Here is an 18,533-nt window from a genome sequence, read left to right on the forward strand (position 1 = left end):
TTCTTCAATTTCTCGGCTATGCTCATCATTTCTAATCTCAACTCATAAGGCCAACTTCGCTACCGAAGCTGCTACCTCTTCGAACCATTTATTTACTGTAATCTTAAAGATAAAGATTACAATTGTCAACTATTTTTTTACAAATAGTTTTTATTTCTTAATTTGTTTGATCATCAGTGAGTGGCAAAACAATCCATCCTTGAACATAATCATTATGAACCTTTGCCCAATTCACCTTTTTCACCATCACTGTTTTTTCAATCTGTAATTCTATCCCCGCAGGAATTGTTGCAACAACTTCTTCGCTATCATTTGCATTAGGATAAAGATCTGTATCTTCATCTAAAATAATACGATCAAAAGTAGTTGAAGAATCTTCTTTTTTGGGTGGATTAGTATTTACTTTTTTTAAGTAAGCATATGAAATCCATCCTTTTTGTCCATTGTAACTAGCAAATGCCCATTTGACATAGTTGATTGATTTAATCTTAGTAACCGTTACAATTGCATCTTTTGGTAATGTTGACTGTATTGTGGCTTTCATTGAAGCTGATTTTCGCATATTGACATTTGCTGTTGTTGTATATTTTTCTTTGACATTCTCAATCGTAACCTTCTGTTGAGTTGTCGTTTGTTTAGCTTGACTGCCTTTTAAATAATTTGATGAAATCCATCCAATTGTTTGGTTCCATTTTACTTTCGCCCATTTCACATTATTAACTTTTTGTGTAGTAACTAAAGTAACTTTATTTCCTTTTTTTAAAGTAGTGATAAGTTCCTGATCAACGCCGGGTCCCTTTCTCAAGTTCACCTTATCTGTTGTAACATAGACTGCAGATGCTGCTTTTGCATGAAGAGATACATTTTCAAAATGGCCGACAAAAGAAAATGCTGAAAATGCAATACTCCCTGCAACTATTGTCTTCATTAGTTTATCTAAAAACATCGCAATAACTTCCTCCTAAAACCTTATAAATCTCTTATAAATGATATTATAGCACTATAATCGTACAAGTATATGTATTTAACTATTATCTTTGTAGTAGTTTTGTTTAATTAACTCTTATAAGAAAACTTTATGTTACTTTTCTATAATTTAAAAAAGCGTATTCGTGTTTAAATTCGAATACGCTTTTTTTATTCGAGCTCCTAAATACTCAAGATTTAGAATGATTAAATTCATCTTAAAATTATTTTTTAGAAGTCCGTCACTACATATGTTCTTTTAAAAATGCGATGAATGCTTGATGTACTTCAGGTGTCACGCCATGTCCGTCTTCAAAAGATTTAAATGTTACATTTGCACCTTGTTTTGTAAAGAAATCACGACTAGCTTCTCCCCATTGATATGGCAGCGCGATATCCATTGTGCCGTGTGAGATGAAAATAGGCATCTCCTCAACTGAATGTTTTTGGTATTCATTTTTGACAAAATCAGGCGTATAACCGCTTAAGGCAACAATTCCTGCTATTTTTTCTTTACCCATTGCTACAGCTAAAGATTTTGATAATATAGCACCTTGACTAAAGCCCATCAAAAAGATTTTCTCTGCATCAATTGGGTATTCGGTGATGGCTTCTTCGATAAAATTCATAATATGAATAACGACTTGGTCAAATACATTTCGATGTGGTTTACCAAATTCTTCAATTGTAAAAAATGCATAGCCTGGTGCTTGAATAATTGGACCTTGTAGGCTGAAAATATGGCATTGATCTTTAATTTCATCAAGTAATCCTGGTAAATCTTGTTCATTACTTCCCATACCATGCATAAGAAAAACAGCTGGATATAATTTTCCATGCTCCATATTTTTAGGAGCTGAATGTATAAATGTAAATGGAGAATTCATTAAATCAATATCTTCCTTTCGAGATAAATTAATTTTATAATACCATACAATTTTCTAAAGTCCCAACATGCTTTCTTAGATTCGACATTTTCTGCCTTTTCATAGAAAAAAAGTAGGAATTAGATGTATGATAAATATAGAGAAATGGAGGCGTTAATATGGAAAGTTTTATTCGTACAGAAAAACAACGTAAACTATTAGCTAAAATAGAACAATTGATTCCTATTTTTCAAAAACGTGAGCCAGAATTAGATGCTCCTGGATCATTCCCCTATAAAAACATTGAAGATTTGATAAACATTAATTATACCAAACTAACATTACCTACTAAATTTGGTGGTCAAGGTCTAGGTTTATACGATTATATTTTAGCTCAAGAAGCAATCGCTGTAGGATGCGGTTCTACAGCTTTGTCCATCGGCTGGACGAACGGTACGATTTTAGAATATGTGGAAAGTCAGCATTGGAATCAAGAAGCTGCAAAAGTTTTATTAGAAGCAATTGCAAATGGAGGGCTAGTTAATACGGCTTCTTCCGAAAACAATGCTGGTAGCCCCACACGTGGAGCACTTCCAAGAACAACTGTTTTACGAGACGGTGAAGAACTTGTCATCACTGGTGAGAAAATTTTTACAACTGCTGCTCCAGCACTCACTCATTTTATTATTACTGCAACAAATGAAAACAAGGAAGTTGAAATGATATTAGTTCCGAGTGAAACAAAAGGTATTTCACTAAAAGATTCATGGGATTCTTTAGCAATGAGAGGTACAGCTAGTCAAACGGTGATTTTAGATCATGTTCGTGTGCCAAGCAGATACCTATTGCAAACAAAATCACCTCAACTTAAAGCAGCAAAAGGTTGGTTATTGCATATTCCAGCTTGTTACATTGGCATTGCAAAAGCCGCAAGAAACTATGCTTTAAAATTTGCGACATCCTACATCCCATCATCACTTGGTAAGCCAATCGCTGAAGCTCAGAACATTAAACAGTTAATCGGTGAGATGGAACTTACATTAGCAACTGCAAGACACATGCTATATGGAATCGTTGAGCGCTATGAACAATGTGAGGACAAAACGGCATTTAAAGAACCTCTCGATGTAACAAAAATCGAAGTAACAAATGCGGCCATGAAAGTAGTTGATCTTGCAATGAGAATTGTAGGCGCAAGAGCATTATTAGAGTCAAACCCAATGCATCGTTACTATCTAAATGTTAGAGCCGGTCTATATAACCCACCAATGTCTGACGTAATTCAAACAAAATTAGCGAATGAAGCGATTGAAAAGTTTTTGGAGAAATAGGATCAATTTTTAAATTGGATAAAATTCGAGAAAACGTGAATAAATATCTAAATTTCGCGGATATATTGTATGATATCGCGGATATTAGCTCTAAAATCACGGATATTATAAAAAAGGAGTACATGAACTATATTTTTAGTTCATGGACTCCTTTTAACATTACTTACTCTACTTTTAACAAAATCTTACCTTGATAATTTCTACTCTCCATCAAATCATGTGCTTTTGCTGCATCACTTAGGTCAAATACTTGTGCAATTGGAAGTCTTAATTGTCCTTCAGCAAATAATTTACATACTTTTTCTGCTATTGGCGCTAATCGTTTCGGATCGTGTTTTCTTGTTGTACCTAAGCTAAACCCTTTTACATTTCGACAACTTGAATGTACATCGCTCGTTTTAAATTGACCAGCTTTCCCACTACTATTTCCAAATTGCACTAAAGTTCCATATAATGCTAAACACTCTAAACTTTGACCCGTTACTTCACCAGCAACTGAATCAAAAATAACATTCGCACCTTTACCATCTGTCAATCTTAATACGGTATCGATAAAAGTATCATATGTAACAACTTCATCCGCTCCAAGTTCCTTCACATAATTAGCTTTTGAGATATCACCTACAACACCTATTATTTGCTTTACTTTGGCCAACTTTGCTAATTGTACCAGCATTGAGCCAACGCCACCTGCTGCGCTATAGATAACGATGGTATCCGATTCTTTCACTTGTCCAATTTCATGAATTAAAAGATAGGATAAAATCGCTACTGTCGGAAATGATGCAGCATCTTCAAAAGATAAAGAATCAGGAATTTTATAAACAAGATCTTCTTTTGCAACCGCATATTCTGCGTAAGAACCGTTTTTAGGGAAAGCAATTACACGATCTCCAATTAAAAAAGGACTGTTTTCATTCACCTCTACAATAGTTCCTGCCATATCTAAGCCGAGTATCATCGGAAAATTGACTTTTGCTTTATTGCCTGAGCGATTTTTTATGTCTGCATAATTTACACTTGTAAAAGCTGTGCGAATTAGAACCTCATGTTCATCAATTATCGGTTCATCTACATTTGTATATTGTAAAACACTAGATTTTCCAAACTCATTTTGAATAACAGCCTTCATAGAAAGTTCCTCCTTTATATAAACAAAAAATGGGTTCAATCTTCAATAACTAAATTTACTCAAAATTCTTTTGAAGAAGGATCTTACGTATGCCTTTACGATTAACTTGTGTTTCAACAATATCAAATCCGCTTTTTATATTTACTATCAGCATACTTCTCCATTTATTCATTGTTTTCGTCTGAACAGATCGATAACCGGATTCTTTTAAAAATAAATGCTGTTTTTCCATCAATGTTGTGGCTATTCCTTGATTTCGATAATCTTTAGCTACCCCACCTAGCCAACTATAAAAGATATCCTGATTCAATTCATAACCCAATTTATATCCAATAACATTGTCTCCATCTAGAGCAACTATCGTTAAAAGTTTTGGTTTGCTTGTTAAAATACTTTTTAGTTTTTCATCTTCTCCAAAAATTTTAGTATGTAATCCAAAAATGTTATCTAACATAGTTCCTTTAGGTATTGATGTGAAAATTACATAGTCAAATTCCAAAACTTATACTCCTTTTACCAAGAAATTTTATTGAGTTGAGAGATAGAAAAGAATTATGCTTAAGTAATTTTTTTTTATCAATTAGTTCTCTTGAAGAATTTTCTACTTCAAGTATTTTATAACAGACATTTCTTTTCCAAAACGGTCACCATGATCTACGAATCCTAGACTCCTATATAAGTAATGTGCACTGTGTTCTTAAACTTATCAACAATCAAATAGTTAACAAATGCCATGGTGAAAGCCCCCTTTAAAATTGATTGAATAATTTTTATTATACTAGTAAATCCATATATTTTTCATAATTGTAATAAGAAACTATAATTCTTTTTTTTGGAACTATAAAAGTATATGATTATTTATTAAGTAAATCTGTACCATAAGAATTATCTATCGCACAGAGCCATTCTCCACTCAAATTCTTTCTAAACACATAAGTTGCTCTTCTATCCATGGAGTATCCTGAATCCTTTTTATCGGAATCTAACAATGTTTGTGAAATAACTAGTGCAGTATCTTCTGCTTCTAAAATAATCATGTCTCCTTGTGATGGTTCTATACTATTATTGAAATAGTTTGCTATTGCGATAAAAGCTTTTCTAATTTCTTCTTTTCCTTTAGCAATCATTCCTGGCTTAACGACCAGAATAGCATCTTCAGTGTAGTAATTCATTAGCAAATCAAAATCTGCGTTCTTAATCGCTAAATCACATTTCTTGATGATCTCTTTGATTTCATGAGTCATTTTATAAACCTCCAAACTTGATATTATCTATAATTTTTTCAAAAATATTTCTCCTGGTAATCCATCAATTTCGCATTCTTTTTTAGATAAAAATCCTAGTTTGATTAAAATTTTCCTAGATGGTATATGATTTGGATCAATAATTGCAGTAAGTTTGCTTAATTTAGCTCTCTTTGCTTTTTGTACTAAGACTGAGGCAATTATACTCCCATACCCTTAACCCCAATAGCTTGGTAACAACATATAACCTATTTCCGCTTCATCTAATCTTTTTTCGTTAACCTTAAGATTTCCTGAGCCCAAAATTTCACCTGTATCGCTATCATAAACTTTATAATTACCAAAGTGCTCAAACTGTTCATTTCGAATTACAAAATGGTTAAAGTTTCTTTTAGCTTCTTCAAATGAAAGTGCTCTCTCAGTAATCATGGCCATCACTTGTTCATTAGAAACCAGGCTATAATAATCGTTAAAATCTTGTTTTGTGAATTTAACGAGTTTTATGTTAGGCATTTGATCACTCCAAAATTAAAATAAAAAGAAACACATTATCAGTATTTCTTCATTTTCTTTATAAAATGCTTATAATTATTGAAACTCTAAAATTTCAATAAAGTTTCCAAAAGGATCTTTAATTACATTAAATATACCAGGTGGACATTTTTGAGGCTCTTCAAATAATAACTCAATCTCGTTATCCTTTAGTTCTTTCATTTCAGTTAGTAAATTCTTCGTTTTCAACCCCAAAATAATCTGTGAATGATCGGAATAATTTAACCTATTCAGGTCCGATACTTCTTCTATGATAATTGGTAGATCATCTATATTAAGCTCAACTAGTTGATTACCATAGGCTTTTTTAAATTGAAATCCTAATTTTTTACAATAAAATTGTTTAGCTTTTTCGATATCAGTTACCTTTATAGAAATCATACACATTGAAAGATTCATGAATTCACTCTCCAAATTATTATTGCATTTAAATAATCAAATAATCTCCTCTTCAATTCTCCAAGCGAAATTATTCCTTTAGTTGTTTATATTGAAAATCCCTCTGATCTATACTCAAAACTGAATAATTGTTAGTTTTTGAACAACTGGATACGAAATACTCTACTTTTCCCTGTCCGTTCGTTTTCTTCTCCATCTTTGTGCATTTAACCTTATTTATTTCTTTAGTACCGTATGCATCATTAGAGTTGTCATTGATATACTCTATAGTTTCTCCATCATAATCTAAATCAATAAAGATTGGATCACCTTCGATGGTATAGCTAGTTATTCTAACTTTATCTGTTTTCTTCTTATGATAATTAGTTATAAATTGGTTAAATCGATCAAAATTGTAAACTGTAATACCAATTTGAACTACATCACCTCTCTTAATGGCTTCTTTTGATTCATAGGGTATTTGAGAAATAGTTTCAGATTTGCCTTGTTTGCATCCATAACAACCAATTACAATGACCAGTAAAATATAGATCATGTAAATATTCCTCAAATTTTTGCCCCCTTGTAATGTGTTTAGTAATCTAATTATAAATAAAATTGGTATTATATACAATTTTTCCTATGTTATTCAAATAAAAAGACAGCTTCAATTTTGTATAGCTGTCTTTTAGAAAATCTAATTTTATTCTTTTTACGAAAATCATTGTTTATATTTTCAACTACTCTGCATCCCAATGATAAATTTCGATGTTTCACCAAAAATCTAATCCTCAAGAATTGAAGGAATAAAAAAGATATTGTTGTTAGAAATGCTATTAGGTTTAAGGTCAACATCAATCAAAGACTTCCCTAAATCTTTTTCTAAATCCTTATATGCAGTCACTATCATTTTTTTACGTTCAGTTATGCTTGCATTTTTATATTCTTTGTAAATACTATCATCCGTTAAATAGGTGTACAAATGATCATTTGGTTGATTTTTGGCAAGAGCAACTGGAGCTATGAAAATCAGAAATAGACTCGTTAATATGATTACTTGTATTTTTTTATTCATGGATTAATTCCACCACCTTTGAACATAGTATTTCCTCCTTAAAAGACTTCATACTAGGAGTCAATTAAAATTTCTTTTAGAGGTATTTACTTTCCTTATTGTAATGTTTCTTTTTTTATATATAGACTATCGAGGACTATAAATTTTATACTTATGTATAAAAATCCTGTATTGATTTATCCTATCAATAAATAAACAGTATAAGGATGATTTAAAATGAAAAAATTATTTATAACTATTTTTTCCTTTTTATTGTTTCTCCACATAAATGTCAATTTTGTAAACGCTGCGAGTAATGATTTTGAAAAGTACTATTACGATATAGGGTATAAAGATATTTCTAATGCTTTAATAGAGAGCAATGAGCTTTTCAAAACAAACGTTGCACTCCCCTCTCAGCTACCAGCCTTACGTTTCACACATGCTTTTGGAAAACTTAACGATTTAGACGGCGAAGAAAATGACGAATTAGAATTCGAATTTATCAATGAAAAATCACCGAACAACCATTACAAAATAAACATTAGACCAGTTGCTTATAAAGTAATATTTGAAGAAAAAGACATTGATCAAAAAGTGAAACTGAACGATGGAAGTGAAGCGATTTTTAGTAAAACATTTACAGACTATAATACTTTAGCTTTCGAAAAGAATGGATTGCAGTACATTTTAAGTGTGGATCAGAAAAGCGATAAAAAAATTAGTATGAAAAATTTAATTGCAATTGCGAATTCAGTAAGATAATTTATATGAAAGCTATTTGACGTAAACCAATTACCTTTTTGCTCTAAGTTCCTGAACTCTCATCATTTAATTAAAAGGAGAAATCAATTTGAAACATGTTTTTCGACAGTTATTTCTTTTCTTGATCATTATTTTTTCAAGCTCATTAATTGCACATGCAGAACAAACTGATCTGAAGCAAGGGGAAGAAGATGGAGGACTTGTTGTTTATCATGTCAAATATGATTATAATGCAATTTTTCAATACTTAGGATTGAGTCGAAATCAATTTGAACAGTATTGGAAAGAGGGTTTTTCTATATCTGATATGGCCGAAAAACAAGGAATCTCACGAAGAGAAATAGAAAGTTATTTTTACGAATTCCATTATAATGAAATGCAAAAATGGAGGGCTAAAGGAGTTCTTTCAGAAAAACATTATTACCATTGTGTTTATATGTTAGCGGACGAAATCGAAGAATTCATTGACCGCAATCCCAATCGTATAGAATAGCCAACAAATAAATAAAAAAAGTCAGCAGTTTTTTTGAGACCACTAAAAAATGTAGTGACACAAAACTTTTGCTGACTTTTTACGTATTTTCAGAAATTCATTTTATTCAATTTCATTAACCTAAAATAACCAATACATATACTCTACGCAAAGTGATGCACATAAAATACCTAATGGCAGCATTGTCCGCATTAATAGACGAATAGATGTTACTTTGCTCATTAGATGATTTGGAATAGTTTGTTGGATAAGCGTTATATTTATCTAAATGCACCAAATTTAAAAGACTTTCTTATTTAATCTTTTTTAGAATAGACATCACAAATTTCGTCTTATCCTTTGCATATTGATGTTTATCATTTTTATTCTTATGTGAAAGCTTTAGTTTCAGATTTTCATATTCAATTCTTGCAGTTTCGTTGTCTCTTAAAAAGTTTCTAAACTGTACTTGCTCCATTAAGTATTTACTACCGCTTTCATACATATGAATTTGATGAGTTCTTGGTTCTCCTTTATTGAAATAATGTCTTTCAGGCAATACACCAGTTCCTCTGTACTTATAACCTAGTGTTTCTAAGCATGAAATACATGCTAAACCATCATCAAATTTATTCACTTCGATAGCTATGTCAATAATTGGTTTAGCACTCAAGTGTGGTACAGACGTACTACCAATATGATGAATCGCTAAAATATGATGACCAATTAAGTCTTCTATCTTTCTTTTTTCTGCTAAAAATTCTTCTTCCCATTCACTAGTCCATGGAATTATAAATACCACTCCTCTTGGTAGTCCGAGCAATAATAACACCTACCTTCTGTACAAAAATAATATATTACTTTGCTGTTTCTTTTCATCCCTCTGTTAATTTGTAATATTTCTTTTCTTTTCTTTTCCTTTACATTGAACAATCAGTACATCATTTCTCTCATTAGTAGAATATATCTTACTTCCAATAGGCAATTTAGTAGCCATTCTATTTTTAAAAGGCTCATCTGATTTTATGGAATATTGAGTTTCAATTTTCCCAATCAATTTCTTTTTTGTAAGACTTAATTGATTTACCCAATCAATATTTGTTTTATAAACAGTATTGTCTAACAAAAAAATATCCACATTTTGATCTTGTTTTAATTCTTCAGCAACAGTTGGCGCATGACTCATAACAGTAGTCTTATCATTGTGTCCACATCCAACTAAAAGGCTAAATACGATGAACATATATATTGTGATTTTTTTTAATTGCATTACTTTACTTCACCTCACCTCTGATTCACTATTCAATAACGATTCACTCCGAAAATTATTTCTTATTGAGATTATTCGCCCTATTTACACAAAGGAACAATAAAATTATTTCAAGAACAACAAATTCAACCCAAAAGTCATTTCTTTTAACAGCTAAAATAATTGCGATAATCCCAAATAAAATCGATATGAAAAAACCTAATACTATTTTTAAGTCCTTTAATACTGGATAATTAATGATTAACTCCTGCCTTTATTATTTGATAGACATTGCCTCAATTCTAGTATGAAATGATCTCAAGAAAAATATAACCTTGATGATGGATACAGAAGAAAATTATTCCATCTATAATTATATTCTTATCAACTATATTATTCCATATTTCATTTCATATGGTATTTATATCAAGTGATTATTAAACATAACAGAGAAATCCGATGCATAAAAAAATACTTCCAAACAACAAAAGACACTACTCCGACTAAAGAGTAGTGTCTTTGTTATTTTCAAAAATAGTATTTAAATCTGTAAAATTTCTCTTATATCATCTTCAGTAAGTTTTGATGCTGCGCTTTCCGATGAATCTAGAATATCAGCAATAAGCTCTTTCTTCTTTTCCTGGAGCTCGTTCATTTTTTCTTCAATTGTTCCTTTTGCAACGAGTTTTATTACCTGTACCTCATTTCTTTGACCAAATCGATGTGCGCGATCAGTGGCTTGCTGTTCAACTGCAGGATTCCACCAAAGATCATATAGGATAACTGTATCTGCACCTGAAAGGTTTAAACCTGTCCCACCTGCTTTTAGGGAAATAAGGAACAAATCACGTTCACCAGAATTGAATCGATCACAAATCTCTACTCTTTTTTCTGAGGGGGTTTGTCCATCAAGATAGAAAAACAGTTGCCCTCTTATTGTAAGCTCCTTACCAATTAACCCAAGCATTTTGGTAAATTGAGAGAATATTAGTACCTTTTTTCCAGAAAGCTTTGATTCCTCTACTATTTTTAACAACTGTTCGAATTTTGCCGAGCTTCCTTTATATCCCTCAACAAATAAAGCAGGATGACAACATATTTGTCTTAACCTTGTTAATCCAGCTAAAATTTTAATCCGATTTTTGCGAATAGTCTCCTGATCAAGATGTTTTAAAGTCTTATGTCGGAGTTTCGCTAAATAAGCTGCATAAAGTTTCTTCTGTTCAGGTAATAGCTCTGATAATTCAAGTGATTCAACTTTTTGTGGCAACTCTGCTAGCACGTCTTGTTTTAATCTTCGTAATAAAAACGGACGAACCCTTCTAGCCACAGCTTTTCTAGATAGATAACTGAATTCTCTTAATCCTTGAAGTAATTCTGGGAAAACAATATGGTATATGGACCAGAGTTCTTCGAGTGAATTTTCAATCGGTGTACCAGTAAGACCGAAACGATGATTTGCTTTTATTTTTTTAGCGGCTCTTGCAGTTTGTGTTGTCGGATTTTTAAATGCCTGTGCCTCGTCAAAGAATACAGAACGGAATGTTTGGTTTTCATACCACTTAATATCATGTCGAAGTAACGAGTAAGATGTAATAATAACATCTACACCTTCAATATCCTTTTGAAGTTGTTCTCGCTCCACTTTATTGCCGTCCATCACAATTACTTGAATTTCAGGCCCAAATTTTACGATTTCGTGCAACCAATTGTATGTTAGAGATGAAGGACAAACAATCAATACAGGCTGCTTCATCATACGTATGTTTGAAAGTTCGGATACAATAAATGTAATACTTTGAACTGTTTTTCCAAGTCCCATATCATCTGCTAGAATTCCACCAAACCCGTAGTTAGCAAGTGTCTTCAACCATTTATATCCGTCTTTTTGATAGTCTCTTAATAGATTATTTAAACTTTGAGGCACTTCTATTTCTAGTAAACTTGGGTGAATTAACTGACCAATGAACTGGCGAAAAGATTCCTCTACCGTGAAAATTTTACTTTCAAGCCTATCAAGGAATTTAAGGCCATGAATAAGTGGCATATGAAGGCTTTCTTCAAAACCATCATCCTGAGTAGGAACTTCACTTAGAAAGCGATGGAGTTCTTCCATTTCCTTTGTTTCAAGTGAAAGGAGTGAACCGTCACGAAGTCGATAATATTTGCGTTTTTCCTCAAGTGCCTCTAATATTTCTCGTATCTGATCATCAGGAATACCATTCATCTCAAATGTAAACTCCAACCAATTCATTCGATCTTTTTGGTGCTTGACTCTTATTTTAGGAAAAGCATTTTTTGTCATAATACGATTTCGAACAGCAGTTGTTGCATAAATCTGTACTAACTGTTGAAGCTTTGGAACAATATGATATAAAAATTCATACTCCAGTTCCTCATTTTGCATATAATAGCCACCCTCAGTAATAGAAAAGCCGCTGTTCTCCATAAGTTGAAGTATTTCCTCTTCCTGATCTATATCCCGAATAATCATTGGGCCGGTTGCAATATCTCTTTTTTCTAATGGTTGAATTATACTATTTTCATATTGAAACTCTAATCCAGCAAGTAGACGATTATGAACTCGATCTAAGTACAGCTTGGCAACTAGTGGTTCTTTCATAATCTTCTGAGATACTTTTTGAGACAGTTGAACTTCTCCAATTTTTTTTAAACCAGGAACAACCTTATTGAGAAATAAATCGATTTGTTCATGGGAAATCAAAATTTGGTTTGAATCTATTGAAGGTATCATTTTCTTCAGTTCAGATAATCGTTCAAAATCCTTTTCCTCTATATTGAATACTTTTCCATCAACTATCACACATTTATAAGCATCCATGATGATTAATTTTTCGAAGCCTTTAATGGTCAACTGATAATTATTACGATCTATTTCATCGATTGAAAAGTGCAATGGTGGCGGTCCATTCAATACTTGTAACCTATCAAAATATTGTCCCTTATTTTCAAATGTTACTGGGACAGATTCCAGTAATCTGGACAGCCCGTACCAAATAGTTGGGGGAATCGGTAATGTTTGCGTACCTCCATTTTCTTCAACTAATTTTGGAGATGAATTCAAAACAGCTTTTTCATCCTCTAAAATTCCAATTAATTGTTGAATCACTTCATCCGATTTATTTTTAACATAATGGATATTTGGATTGTAAAAAGATGTAGGAGATAATATTGTTGGTGTACCTTGTTTTACATCTTGTAAGAAGGCACGAATATTTTGTACCTTTATAGCCCCAATTTTTACTTCTATTCCAAACAAATGCTGATTTTCTCCCAGAGAAATCGGTTTAAGTATAAATAGTACATCCAATACTTCTCTTTTTTCAAAATGAAGCTGCTGTCCACTATTTCTCTTTGTTTGATGACTAAAGATTCTCATGAAATCATTCGTCATTTCTCTATTTTTATTTGGTTGGTCTTTTATATCAATTGTAGTTGTTCCATGTTTTTGATGTTCATATATTGCTAATAAAACAGCTGCGACGTGTTGACAACTTTTTTGAAAATTAGCTAGTGTTGGACAGCTGCATTTTGTCTTCATTTTACCTGTTGAATCTTTTTCAATTGTGACATGAAAATCTTCCGTTCCATCTACAATTGCATCACAATAATCACTTCGGTATTCCTTAAACATCACTTTATTGGATCGATAAAAAGAGTCTCCTCTTTTAAAGGCAACGGTACCGCACATTTCTTTAATCATCTTGTGAGTTACTTTAATATCCATGTACTCCCGCTCCTTTCTTTCAGTCGATGGTACTTTTTTTACAAAAATATTTAGTCCTTCTCATTTTATCATGTTCTCAATAATCAAACGAACCTTGGCGATTCTTATAATAAATAAACAGATACCTTTTTCTATAATAGATAAGTACCTGTTTGTTAAATGAACCAAAAATATTAAACTGTAATAATCCATTTGTTGTCGATACTCTTTTCGTTCATTTGTAAAATCAAACCATTTTTATTACTTTCAAGTTAATTGGAATTATGAATAATGCATATTACTCTCCCCATTAATTTAACGGTTTCTCCATATCTAACATCGATTTAAAGCCTAAATTTTCATATACTTTTCGCGCTCTTGAACTAGACCATAATCTAACTCTCTTTGCACCTTTATCTTTTAACATAAACAAACTTCATCTACCAGTCGATCAGCTAAACCATTATTTCTATATTGTGGTAAAGTATAAACAGCTATGATCCAACCAAAAAGAGATTGCTCTTCACTTAAAGGGAAGGAGTACTCTTTTCTTAAAAGGCCACCTGCACAAGCGACAATCTCATTATTTTCATTTACTGCTACTCTAAATATGAGATTTCCATTTTCATTTCCCATAAAAAATAACTGTTCAACTTCATTAACTCTTTTTGTATTTGGCAATGGGATGCCATCTATTTCTCCCATTTCACATGCCATCCTAAACCAAAATTTTGGATCAAGGAAAGCTCGTTTTTAACAGCGCAACATGTTTCGTACATTTATAGTTCCCTATCTCCTCTTTAATTTTTATAAATTAAAATAAATTTTACTTTTACTAATAGCTAAATGGTTATTTAACTTTCTTTATAATCATTGCTTTTGTTCTCAGACTCAAGATAGGAGTTGAACATAGTAATTATGCTGTGATTTTCTTTAACCAAGTTAAAATCCGAAGAACTTGAAATGATTCTAATAAAGTAACCGTTAATAGGATCGTAAAAATTAAAATAAATGATATAAACTTTATAGAACCTTTTTCCTTTTTAAAAATGGCCATTAAACTCATTATAGCCCTCGCTTAACCAATTCAAACCCCAGAAAAGTAATCCTAAAACGATAAAGACTATTGAAGATAGGCTGAATGTTTCCATAATCCACCTCTATTCTATTATTTAAAACTTGTATATGGATTAAATAATCAGATCTACTTAAAATGTAGATAATCATAACCTGTTCATATGGAATATGTAGTACAAGTCCAGTGTTTAGTACTTGTTTTTCTTTTACCTTTCCATCCCTTTCTAATAAGTTCTTTAGATATTAATTGATTAAAAAAACCATGTCCAATTAGAACAACCTTTGTATTTTCCTGAGCAAACTGAATTAACTTTTCTGATGCAAGTTTTGCTCTCTTTTTTGCTTCTGCCAATGACTCACATTTTCTTGAGTATCCAATTAACCATAAACTTCTTAAAATAACTGCCCAACTATTTGGTCTCAATTTTAGCCTTAATCGTTTTGTAAAGTTAGGTAATTCGGTTTCACGGAACAAACGATCTGAATGAGTTTTTATTTTTGGATTTACCAATTTTGCCGACTCAATAGACCTCTTTAAATTACTTGTTATAATCATTTTTGCAGTATTTATTTTTTCAACTGTTTCAGAAGGGTAATGAAGTTCGTCAATAACACCGCTACCATTATATTTTTTAATCCAATCTTGAAATTCTGTACTGGTTATTCGATTATTTTCTATATGTTTCGATTTTCCATGTCGTATCAATGTAATCTCCATAATATTCTCCCGTTATAAATAGTCTATATATTCAAATAATTAAAAATTCAATTTATCTTAATTTTTATAATGACCAATTAATCAGTAATCCAGCATGAGCTAAACCTCCGCCAAAGCCGTACAATAAGAGTTTATCTCCATTTTTAATTTTCCCTTCACTCACCGCTTTAGCTAGAGATAATGGAATCGATGCTGAAGAAGTGTTTCCGTATTCAACTAAACTATAAAGTGTATGCTCTTTTGAAAAATCACTTTTTTCACAAATCGAATTAATCATCTTTAAATTTGCACTATGCGGTACAAACCAAGCTACTTCTTTTATGTCTATTAGGGCTTTTTCTAAAACTGATTTCATTCCTTTTGGTACTGTCTTTACGGCCCACTTATAAACCTCCCTACCATTTTGAACAATATTACCATTGCCAGCTAAATCGTTTCCATTCATTCTTGTTGATAAATTTGTACAGTATAAATTTTTTCCCCCTTCACCTTCAGATCCTAAATTCGCGGAAATAAAGCTGGGGTTTTGTTCATCATATTCAACAAGAACTGCTCCTCCGCCATCTTCAAACAAGATACATGTGGATCTATCTGTATAATCAGTTACTTTCGATAATGTTTCAGCACCAATCACCAATATTTTCTTGTTTAAACCAGAAGTAATTAATCCATTTGCAACATGTAACCCATATGTAAAGCCCGCGCAGGCAACATTTAAATCCATTGCTCCAGTATTTCTAATACCTAATTTTTCCTGAACACAAGAAGCAACACTTGGCGTTTTAAAATCTGGTGTTAAAGTGCAAACAATAATCATATCAACATCATCTAAAGTTTTATCATAGCGTTCCATCATATCTTTTACAGCTTTGTAACTTATATCACTTGTAAATTCATCTTCATTTGCTATTCTTCTCTCTGTAATTCCAGTACGTTGAACAATCCACCCGTAATTTGTTTCAACCATCTTTTCTAAATCAAAATTTGTTAATCTTTTTTTAGGAACATAAGAACCAATCGCTGTAATTCGAGCTTTCGAATTATTCAAAATTGATCACCTCATCTTTAGTGTATACAATTATATTATCACTTATTACTATGACTTGGTACTAATAAAAGTTAAATATTACCTTCAATTTATTATTTCCCCTTATAATAATAATAAAAATGCACCATGAATAATTTTTTTCCTGAATTCACTTGAATATTTAACCACTAAAATACCCCCCTAAGTTAGACTTTTTTGTCCAACTTAGGGGGTTCAGTTCAAAGAGATGCATTTTATTTTTGGCTATAAAACTATTTTTATTTAATTTCAGTATTATATACAGAAAAAGAAAAATATGCTAAAATCATAAACCCGATTAAAATAATCTGAATGCACACTCCTATGATACTACAAATCATACCTGATATAGCCAAACCTTTTCCATTTTCACTTGAAACTTTCATCTCTTTTAAACTTATATTTGATACGATAATTCCTACGATACCCAGAATTAGTCCTGCTAAAGGTATGAATATAGATAATATGCCCATTATGAGTGATGCTATCGATTTCGTATTTGTATTACTCATTTTATCCCTCCTTCAATTAAAGGATACAATAATTTACCATATTATACATTAACTTTTGAAAATGCATTTATACATTTATAACCAAAAACTTATTTAACGAATAAATGCCAACTCTTGGTCACAAAGAGCATCCTCTAACCATCTTGGATGCATTTTCAATAAATCTTGTGGAAGATTTTGTTGATCAAAGAATTTGATATCGAGCGATTCATTTGAATTACATTTCAAATCACCACCTGTAATTTCAGCAAGAAAACAAGTTGTTATAAAATGAACAACTTGACCATTTGGATATTCAAACACCTGAGAACTTGGATCGGAATAAATACCAATTAATTTTTTAATTCTAATATCTAAATTGGCCTCCTCCTTTACCTCCCGAATTGCTGCTTCAGATACGGTTTCCCCAATTTCTATATGACCTGAAGGGATACCCCACAGACCTACATCTGTTCTTTTTTGTAATAAAACTTGGTTTTCATCATTGAAAATAATGACTGCCACACCAGCGCCTAATTCATCAATTTTCTTCATCTTATAACTCCTCCTTTAAAATTAAAAAGGCCCAAGGGGAAAGAATTCAACGCATGACAAATACGCTGAACCTTTCCCCTCGGACCTTTTATGTCAATAGGTGCCTTTTACATTCGTAAAAGATGTAGACCTCGGTCACAGACCTATATAAATAGCGGAACCCTATCTACAGTTTTCCAGTTCATAAACAAAAATTATATTAGTTTATACTGATATTATACACCAATTTTTTTGATAGGTTTCATAAAATGTACTCTAATCACTTACATTATCTTCCGTATGAGATATATCTCCTTCCAGGATTATTTGATATCCTGAATTATTTATCTCTACAATCGAAAGACTAGTATCATGTATGTATGGAGGAGTCCATAGATTTTCAATTGTTGCGTTCTTAAAAATGGTAAGTAAGCATTTAATGATTATGGAATGAGTAACAATTAGGATATTACCTGATTTATAGTGTTTCTTAATATGATCTACTATTTGACTTGCTCTTTGACGTGTTTCTTCAAATGTTTCACCTTCAATTGGTTTGTACAAGTGAGGAGAATTCCAGAAAGACTCATATGATACTGGATACATTTCTTTAATTGCTGATAATTCTTTACCTTCCCACATCCCCATATTCATTTCTTTTAACTGATCATCGTAATATATAGGAATTTCTCTATCTCCCCGTATTAAATTTGCTGTAGCTTTTGTTCTTCCACTAGGACTTGAGAATATGGCAGCAAAATTTGTATTCTCTAATCTTTGACCCAATAACCTAGCATTATTTTCACCTTTTTCTGTTAGATTTGAATCTAGCCAACCTTGCATTCTCTCTTCACAATTCCATTCAGTTTCACCATGTCTTGTAATATAGAGAGTTACCAAACTACATCCCT

The 18,533-nt window shown here is 31.7% G+C and carries 20 protein-coding genes, 2 pseudogenes and 1 other annotated feature (1 of these 23 running past the window's edge); of the genes and pseudogenes, 3 read left to right on the forward strand and 19 right to left on the reverse strand.

All coding sequences use genetic code 11. The features are described from left to right. Positions 1-14 (reverse strand) — a binding site (T-box leader) (it extends 202 nt beyond the left edge of the window). 143 nt (positions 15-157) lie between these two features. Further along, positions 158-946 carry an SH3 domain-containing protein gene (locus tag CEF14_RS05220; RefSeq protein WP_102691881.1) on the reverse strand — a complete coding sequence of 263 codons (789 nt, stop codon included), beginning with the start codon at positions 944-946 and terminating at the stop codon, positions 158-160. A gap of 265 nt (positions 947-1,211) precedes the next feature. Next, the gene (locus tag CEF14_RS05225; protein WP_407690446.1) at positions 1,212-1,811 is read right to left on the reverse strand and encodes an alpha/beta hydrolase; all 600 of its coding nucleotides are present in this window, start codon (positions 1,809-1,811) and stop codon (positions 1,212-1,214) included. 200 nt (positions 1,812-2,011) lie between these two features. On the opposite strand from CEF14_RS05225, the gene CEF14_RS05230 reads away from it, so the two are divergent. Then, positions 2,012-3,163: an acyl-CoA dehydrogenase family protein gene (locus CEF14_RS05230; protein WP_102691883.1), complete on the forward strand. Its 1,152-nt coding sequence runs from the start codon at positions 2,012-2,014 to the stop codon at positions 3,161-3,163. Positions 3,164-3,326: 163 nt separating this feature from the next. Here CEF14_RS05230 and CEF14_RS05235 read toward each other — a convergent pair whose 3' ends face one another. The 8 genes and pseudogenes from CEF14_RS05235 to CEF14_RS05270 form a co-directional block, all read right to left on the reverse strand. Continuing rightward, positions 3,327-4,295, reverse strand: a complete 969-nt coding sequence (locus tag CEF14_RS05235) for a quinone oxidoreductase family protein (protein ID WP_102691884.1) — start codon at positions 4,293-4,295, stop codon at positions 3,327-3,329. Positions 4,296-4,350: 55 nt separating this feature from the next. Next, on the reverse strand, positions 4,351-4,794 hold the full coding sequence (locus CEF14_RS05240) for a GNAT family N-acetyltransferase (RefSeq protein ID WP_245890057.1): 444 nt from the start codon (positions 4,792-4,794) through the stop codon (positions 4,351-4,353). Positions 4,795-4,896: 102 nt separating this feature from the next. After that, positions 4,897-4,986 (reverse strand): annotated as a pseudogene (locus tag CEF14_RS19210) (GNAT family N-acetyltransferase); the annotation flags it as partial. Between the two features lie 163 nt (positions 4,987-5,149). After that, positions 5,150-5,539, reverse strand: a complete 390-nt coding sequence (locus tag CEF14_RS05250) for a YybH family protein (protein ID WP_102691885.1) — start codon at positions 5,537-5,539, stop codon at positions 5,150-5,152. A gap of 27 nt (positions 5,540-5,566) precedes the next feature. Continuing rightward, positions 5,567-6,052 (reverse strand): annotated as a pseudogene (locus tag CEF14_RS05255) (GNAT family N-acetyltransferase). A 75-nt stretch (positions 6,053-6,127) separates the two neighbouring features. Further along, a complete protein-coding gene (locus CEF14_RS05260) occupies positions 6,128-6,490 on the reverse strand; it encodes a VOC family protein (protein ID WP_102691886.1) in 363 nt (120 codons plus the stop codon). Between the two features lie 70 nt (positions 6,491-6,560). Beyond that, positions 6,561-7,025 carry a DUF4362 domain-containing protein gene (locus tag CEF14_RS05265; RefSeq protein WP_146013863.1) on the reverse strand — a complete coding sequence of 155 codons (465 nt, stop codon included), beginning with the start codon at positions 7,023-7,025 and terminating at the stop codon, positions 6,561-6,563. Between the two features lie 228 nt (positions 7,026-7,253). Beyond that, positions 7,254-7,544 (reverse strand): hypothetical protein, encoded by a 291-nt coding sequence (locus CEF14_RS05270; RefSeq protein ID WP_102691888.1) that lies wholly within the window; start codon positions 7,542-7,544, stop codon positions 7,254-7,256. 216 nt (positions 7,545-7,760) lie between these two features. Between CEF14_RS05270 and CEF14_RS05275 the strand changes: the two genes are divergently transcribed. Beyond that, on the forward strand, positions 7,761-8,288 hold the full coding sequence (locus tag CEF14_RS05275) for a hypothetical protein (RefSeq protein ID WP_102691889.1): 528 nt from the start codon (positions 7,761-7,763) through the stop codon (positions 8,286-8,288). Between the two features lie 88 nt (positions 8,289-8,376). Then, the gene (locus CEF14_RS05280) at positions 8,377-8,781 is read left to right on the forward strand and encodes a hypothetical protein (protein WP_102691890.1); all 405 of its coding nucleotides are present in this window, start codon (positions 8,377-8,379) and stop codon (positions 8,779-8,781) included. Between the two features lie 292 nt (positions 8,782-9,073). Here the strand turns inward: CEF14_RS05280 and CEF14_RS05285 are convergent, their stop codons facing one another. The 9 genes from CEF14_RS05285 to CEF14_RS05330 all read right to left on the reverse strand — a co-directional run bounded on the left by CEF14_RS05285 (position 9,074) and on the right by CEF14_RS05330 (position 18,522). Beyond that, on the reverse strand, positions 9,074-9,583 hold the full coding sequence (locus CEF14_RS05285) for a GrpB family protein (RefSeq protein WP_102691891.1): 510 nt from the start codon (positions 9,581-9,583) through the stop codon (positions 9,074-9,076). Positions 9,584-9,646: 63 nt separating this feature from the next. Next, positions 9,647-10,030, reverse strand: coding sequence for a hypothetical protein (locus CEF14_RS05290; protein ID WP_102691892.1), 384 nt, complete (start codon positions 10,028-10,030; stop codon positions 9,647-9,649). 520 nt (positions 10,031-10,550) lie between these two features. Then, positions 10,551-13,757 carry a DEAD/DEAH box helicase gene (locus CEF14_RS05295; RefSeq protein ID WP_102691893.1) on the reverse strand — a complete coding sequence of 1,069 codons (3,207 nt, stop codon included), beginning with the start codon at positions 13,755-13,757 and terminating at the stop codon, positions 10,551-10,553. A gap of 399 nt (positions 13,758-14,156) precedes the next feature. Next, a complete protein-coding gene (locus CEF14_RS05300) occupies positions 14,157-14,441 on the reverse strand; it encodes a GNAT family N-acetyltransferase (protein ID WP_245890059.1) in 285 nt (94 codons plus the stop codon). Positions 14,442-14,970: 529 nt separating this feature from the next. Beyond that, entirely contained in the window at positions 14,971-15,531 is a 561-nt protein-coding gene (locus CEF14_RS05310) for a phosphoglycerate mutase family protein (protein WP_102691894.1), read from the reverse strand. 64 nt (positions 15,532-15,595) lie between these two features. Continuing rightward, on the reverse strand, positions 15,596-16,579 hold the full coding sequence (locus tag CEF14_RS05315) for a ketoacyl-ACP synthase III (RefSeq protein WP_102691895.1): 984 nt from the start codon (positions 16,577-16,579) through the stop codon (positions 15,596-15,598). Positions 16,580-16,836: 257 nt separating this feature from the next. Continuing rightward, positions 16,837-17,109 carry a DUF4190 domain-containing protein gene (locus CEF14_RS05320; RefSeq protein WP_102691896.1) on the reverse strand — a complete coding sequence of 91 codons (273 nt, stop codon included), beginning with the start codon at positions 17,107-17,109 and terminating at the stop codon, positions 16,837-16,839. Between the two features lie 93 nt (positions 17,110-17,202). Continuing rightward, positions 17,203-17,643 (reverse strand): NUDIX domain-containing protein, encoded by a 441-nt coding sequence (locus CEF14_RS05325; RefSeq protein ID WP_102691897.1) that lies wholly within the window; start codon positions 17,641-17,643, stop codon positions 17,203-17,205. Positions 17,644-17,898: 255 nt separating this feature from the next. Next, complete coding sequence (locus tag CEF14_RS05330) at positions 17,899-18,522, reverse strand: histidine phosphatase family protein (protein ID WP_102691898.1); 624 nt, start codon at positions 18,520-18,522, stop codon at positions 17,899-17,901. Positions 18,523-18,533 lie beyond the last annotated feature (11 nt).

Source organism: Rummeliibacillus pycnus, from assembly GCF_002884495.1.
GTDB lineage: Bacteria > Bacillota > Bacilli > Bacillales_A > Planococcaceae > Rummeliibacillus > Rummeliibacillus pycnus.

Excerpts from the sequence above, each read along its gene's own strand:
- CEF14_RS05320 (WP_102691896.1), bottom strand. The coding sequence starts at position 17,109 with ATGAGTAATACAAATACGAAATCGATAGCATCACTCATAATGGGCATA.
- CEF14_RS05300 (WP_245890059.1), bottom strand. The coding sequence starts at position 14,441 with ATGGGAGAAATAGATGGCATCCCATTGCCAAATACAAAAAGAGTTAAT.
- CEF14_RS05220 (WP_102691881.1), bottom strand. The coding sequence starts at position 946 with ATGTTTTTAGATAAACTAATGAAGACAATAGTTGCAGGGAGTATTGCA.
- CEF14_RS05325 (WP_102691897.1), bottom strand. The coding sequence starts at position 17,643 with ATGAAGAAAATTGATGAATTAGGCGCTGGTGTGGCAGTCATTATTTTC.
- CEF14_RS05260 (WP_102691886.1), bottom strand. The coding sequence starts at position 6,490 with ATGAATCTTTCAATGTGTATGATTTCTATAAAGGTAACTGATATCGAA.
- CEF14_RS05230 (WP_102691883.1), top strand. The coding sequence starts at position 2,012 with ATGGAAAGTTTTATTCGTACAGAAAAACAACGTAAACTATTAGCTAAA.
- CEF14_RS05250 (WP_102691885.1), bottom strand. The coding sequence starts at position 5,539 with ATGACTCATGAAATCAAAGAGATCATCAAGAAATGTGATTTAGCGATT.
- CEF14_RS05310 (WP_102691894.1), bottom strand. The coding sequence starts at position 15,531 with ATGGAGATTACATTGATACGACATGGAAAATCGAAACATATAGAAAAT.
- CEF14_RS05265 (WP_146013863.1), bottom strand. The coding sequence starts at position 7,025 with ATGATCTATATTTTACTGGTCATTGTAATTGGTTGTTATGGATGCAAA.
- CEF14_RS05235 (WP_102691884.1), bottom strand. The coding sequence starts at position 4,295 with ATGAAGGCTGTTATTCAAAATGAGTTTGGAAAATCTAGTGTTTTACAA.
- CEF14_RS05295 (WP_102691893.1), bottom strand. The coding sequence starts at position 13,757 with ATGGATATTAAAGTAACTCACAAGATGATTAAAGAAATGTGCGGTACC.
- CEF14_RS05275 (WP_102691889.1), top strand. The coding sequence starts at position 7,761 with ATGAAAAAATTATTTATAACTATTTTTTCCTTTTTATTGTTTCTCCAC.
- CEF14_RS05290 (WP_102691892.1), bottom strand. The coding sequence starts at position 10,030 with ATGCAATTAAAAAAAATCACAATATATATGTTCATCGTATTTAGCCTT.
- CEF14_RS05225 (WP_407690446.1), bottom strand. The coding sequence starts at position 1,811 with ATGGAGCATGGAAAATTATATCCAGCTGTTTTTCTTATGCATGGTATG.
- CEF14_RS05270 (WP_102691888.1), bottom strand. The coding sequence starts at position 7,544 with ATGAATAAAAAAATACAAGTAATCATATTAACGAGTCTATTTCTGATT.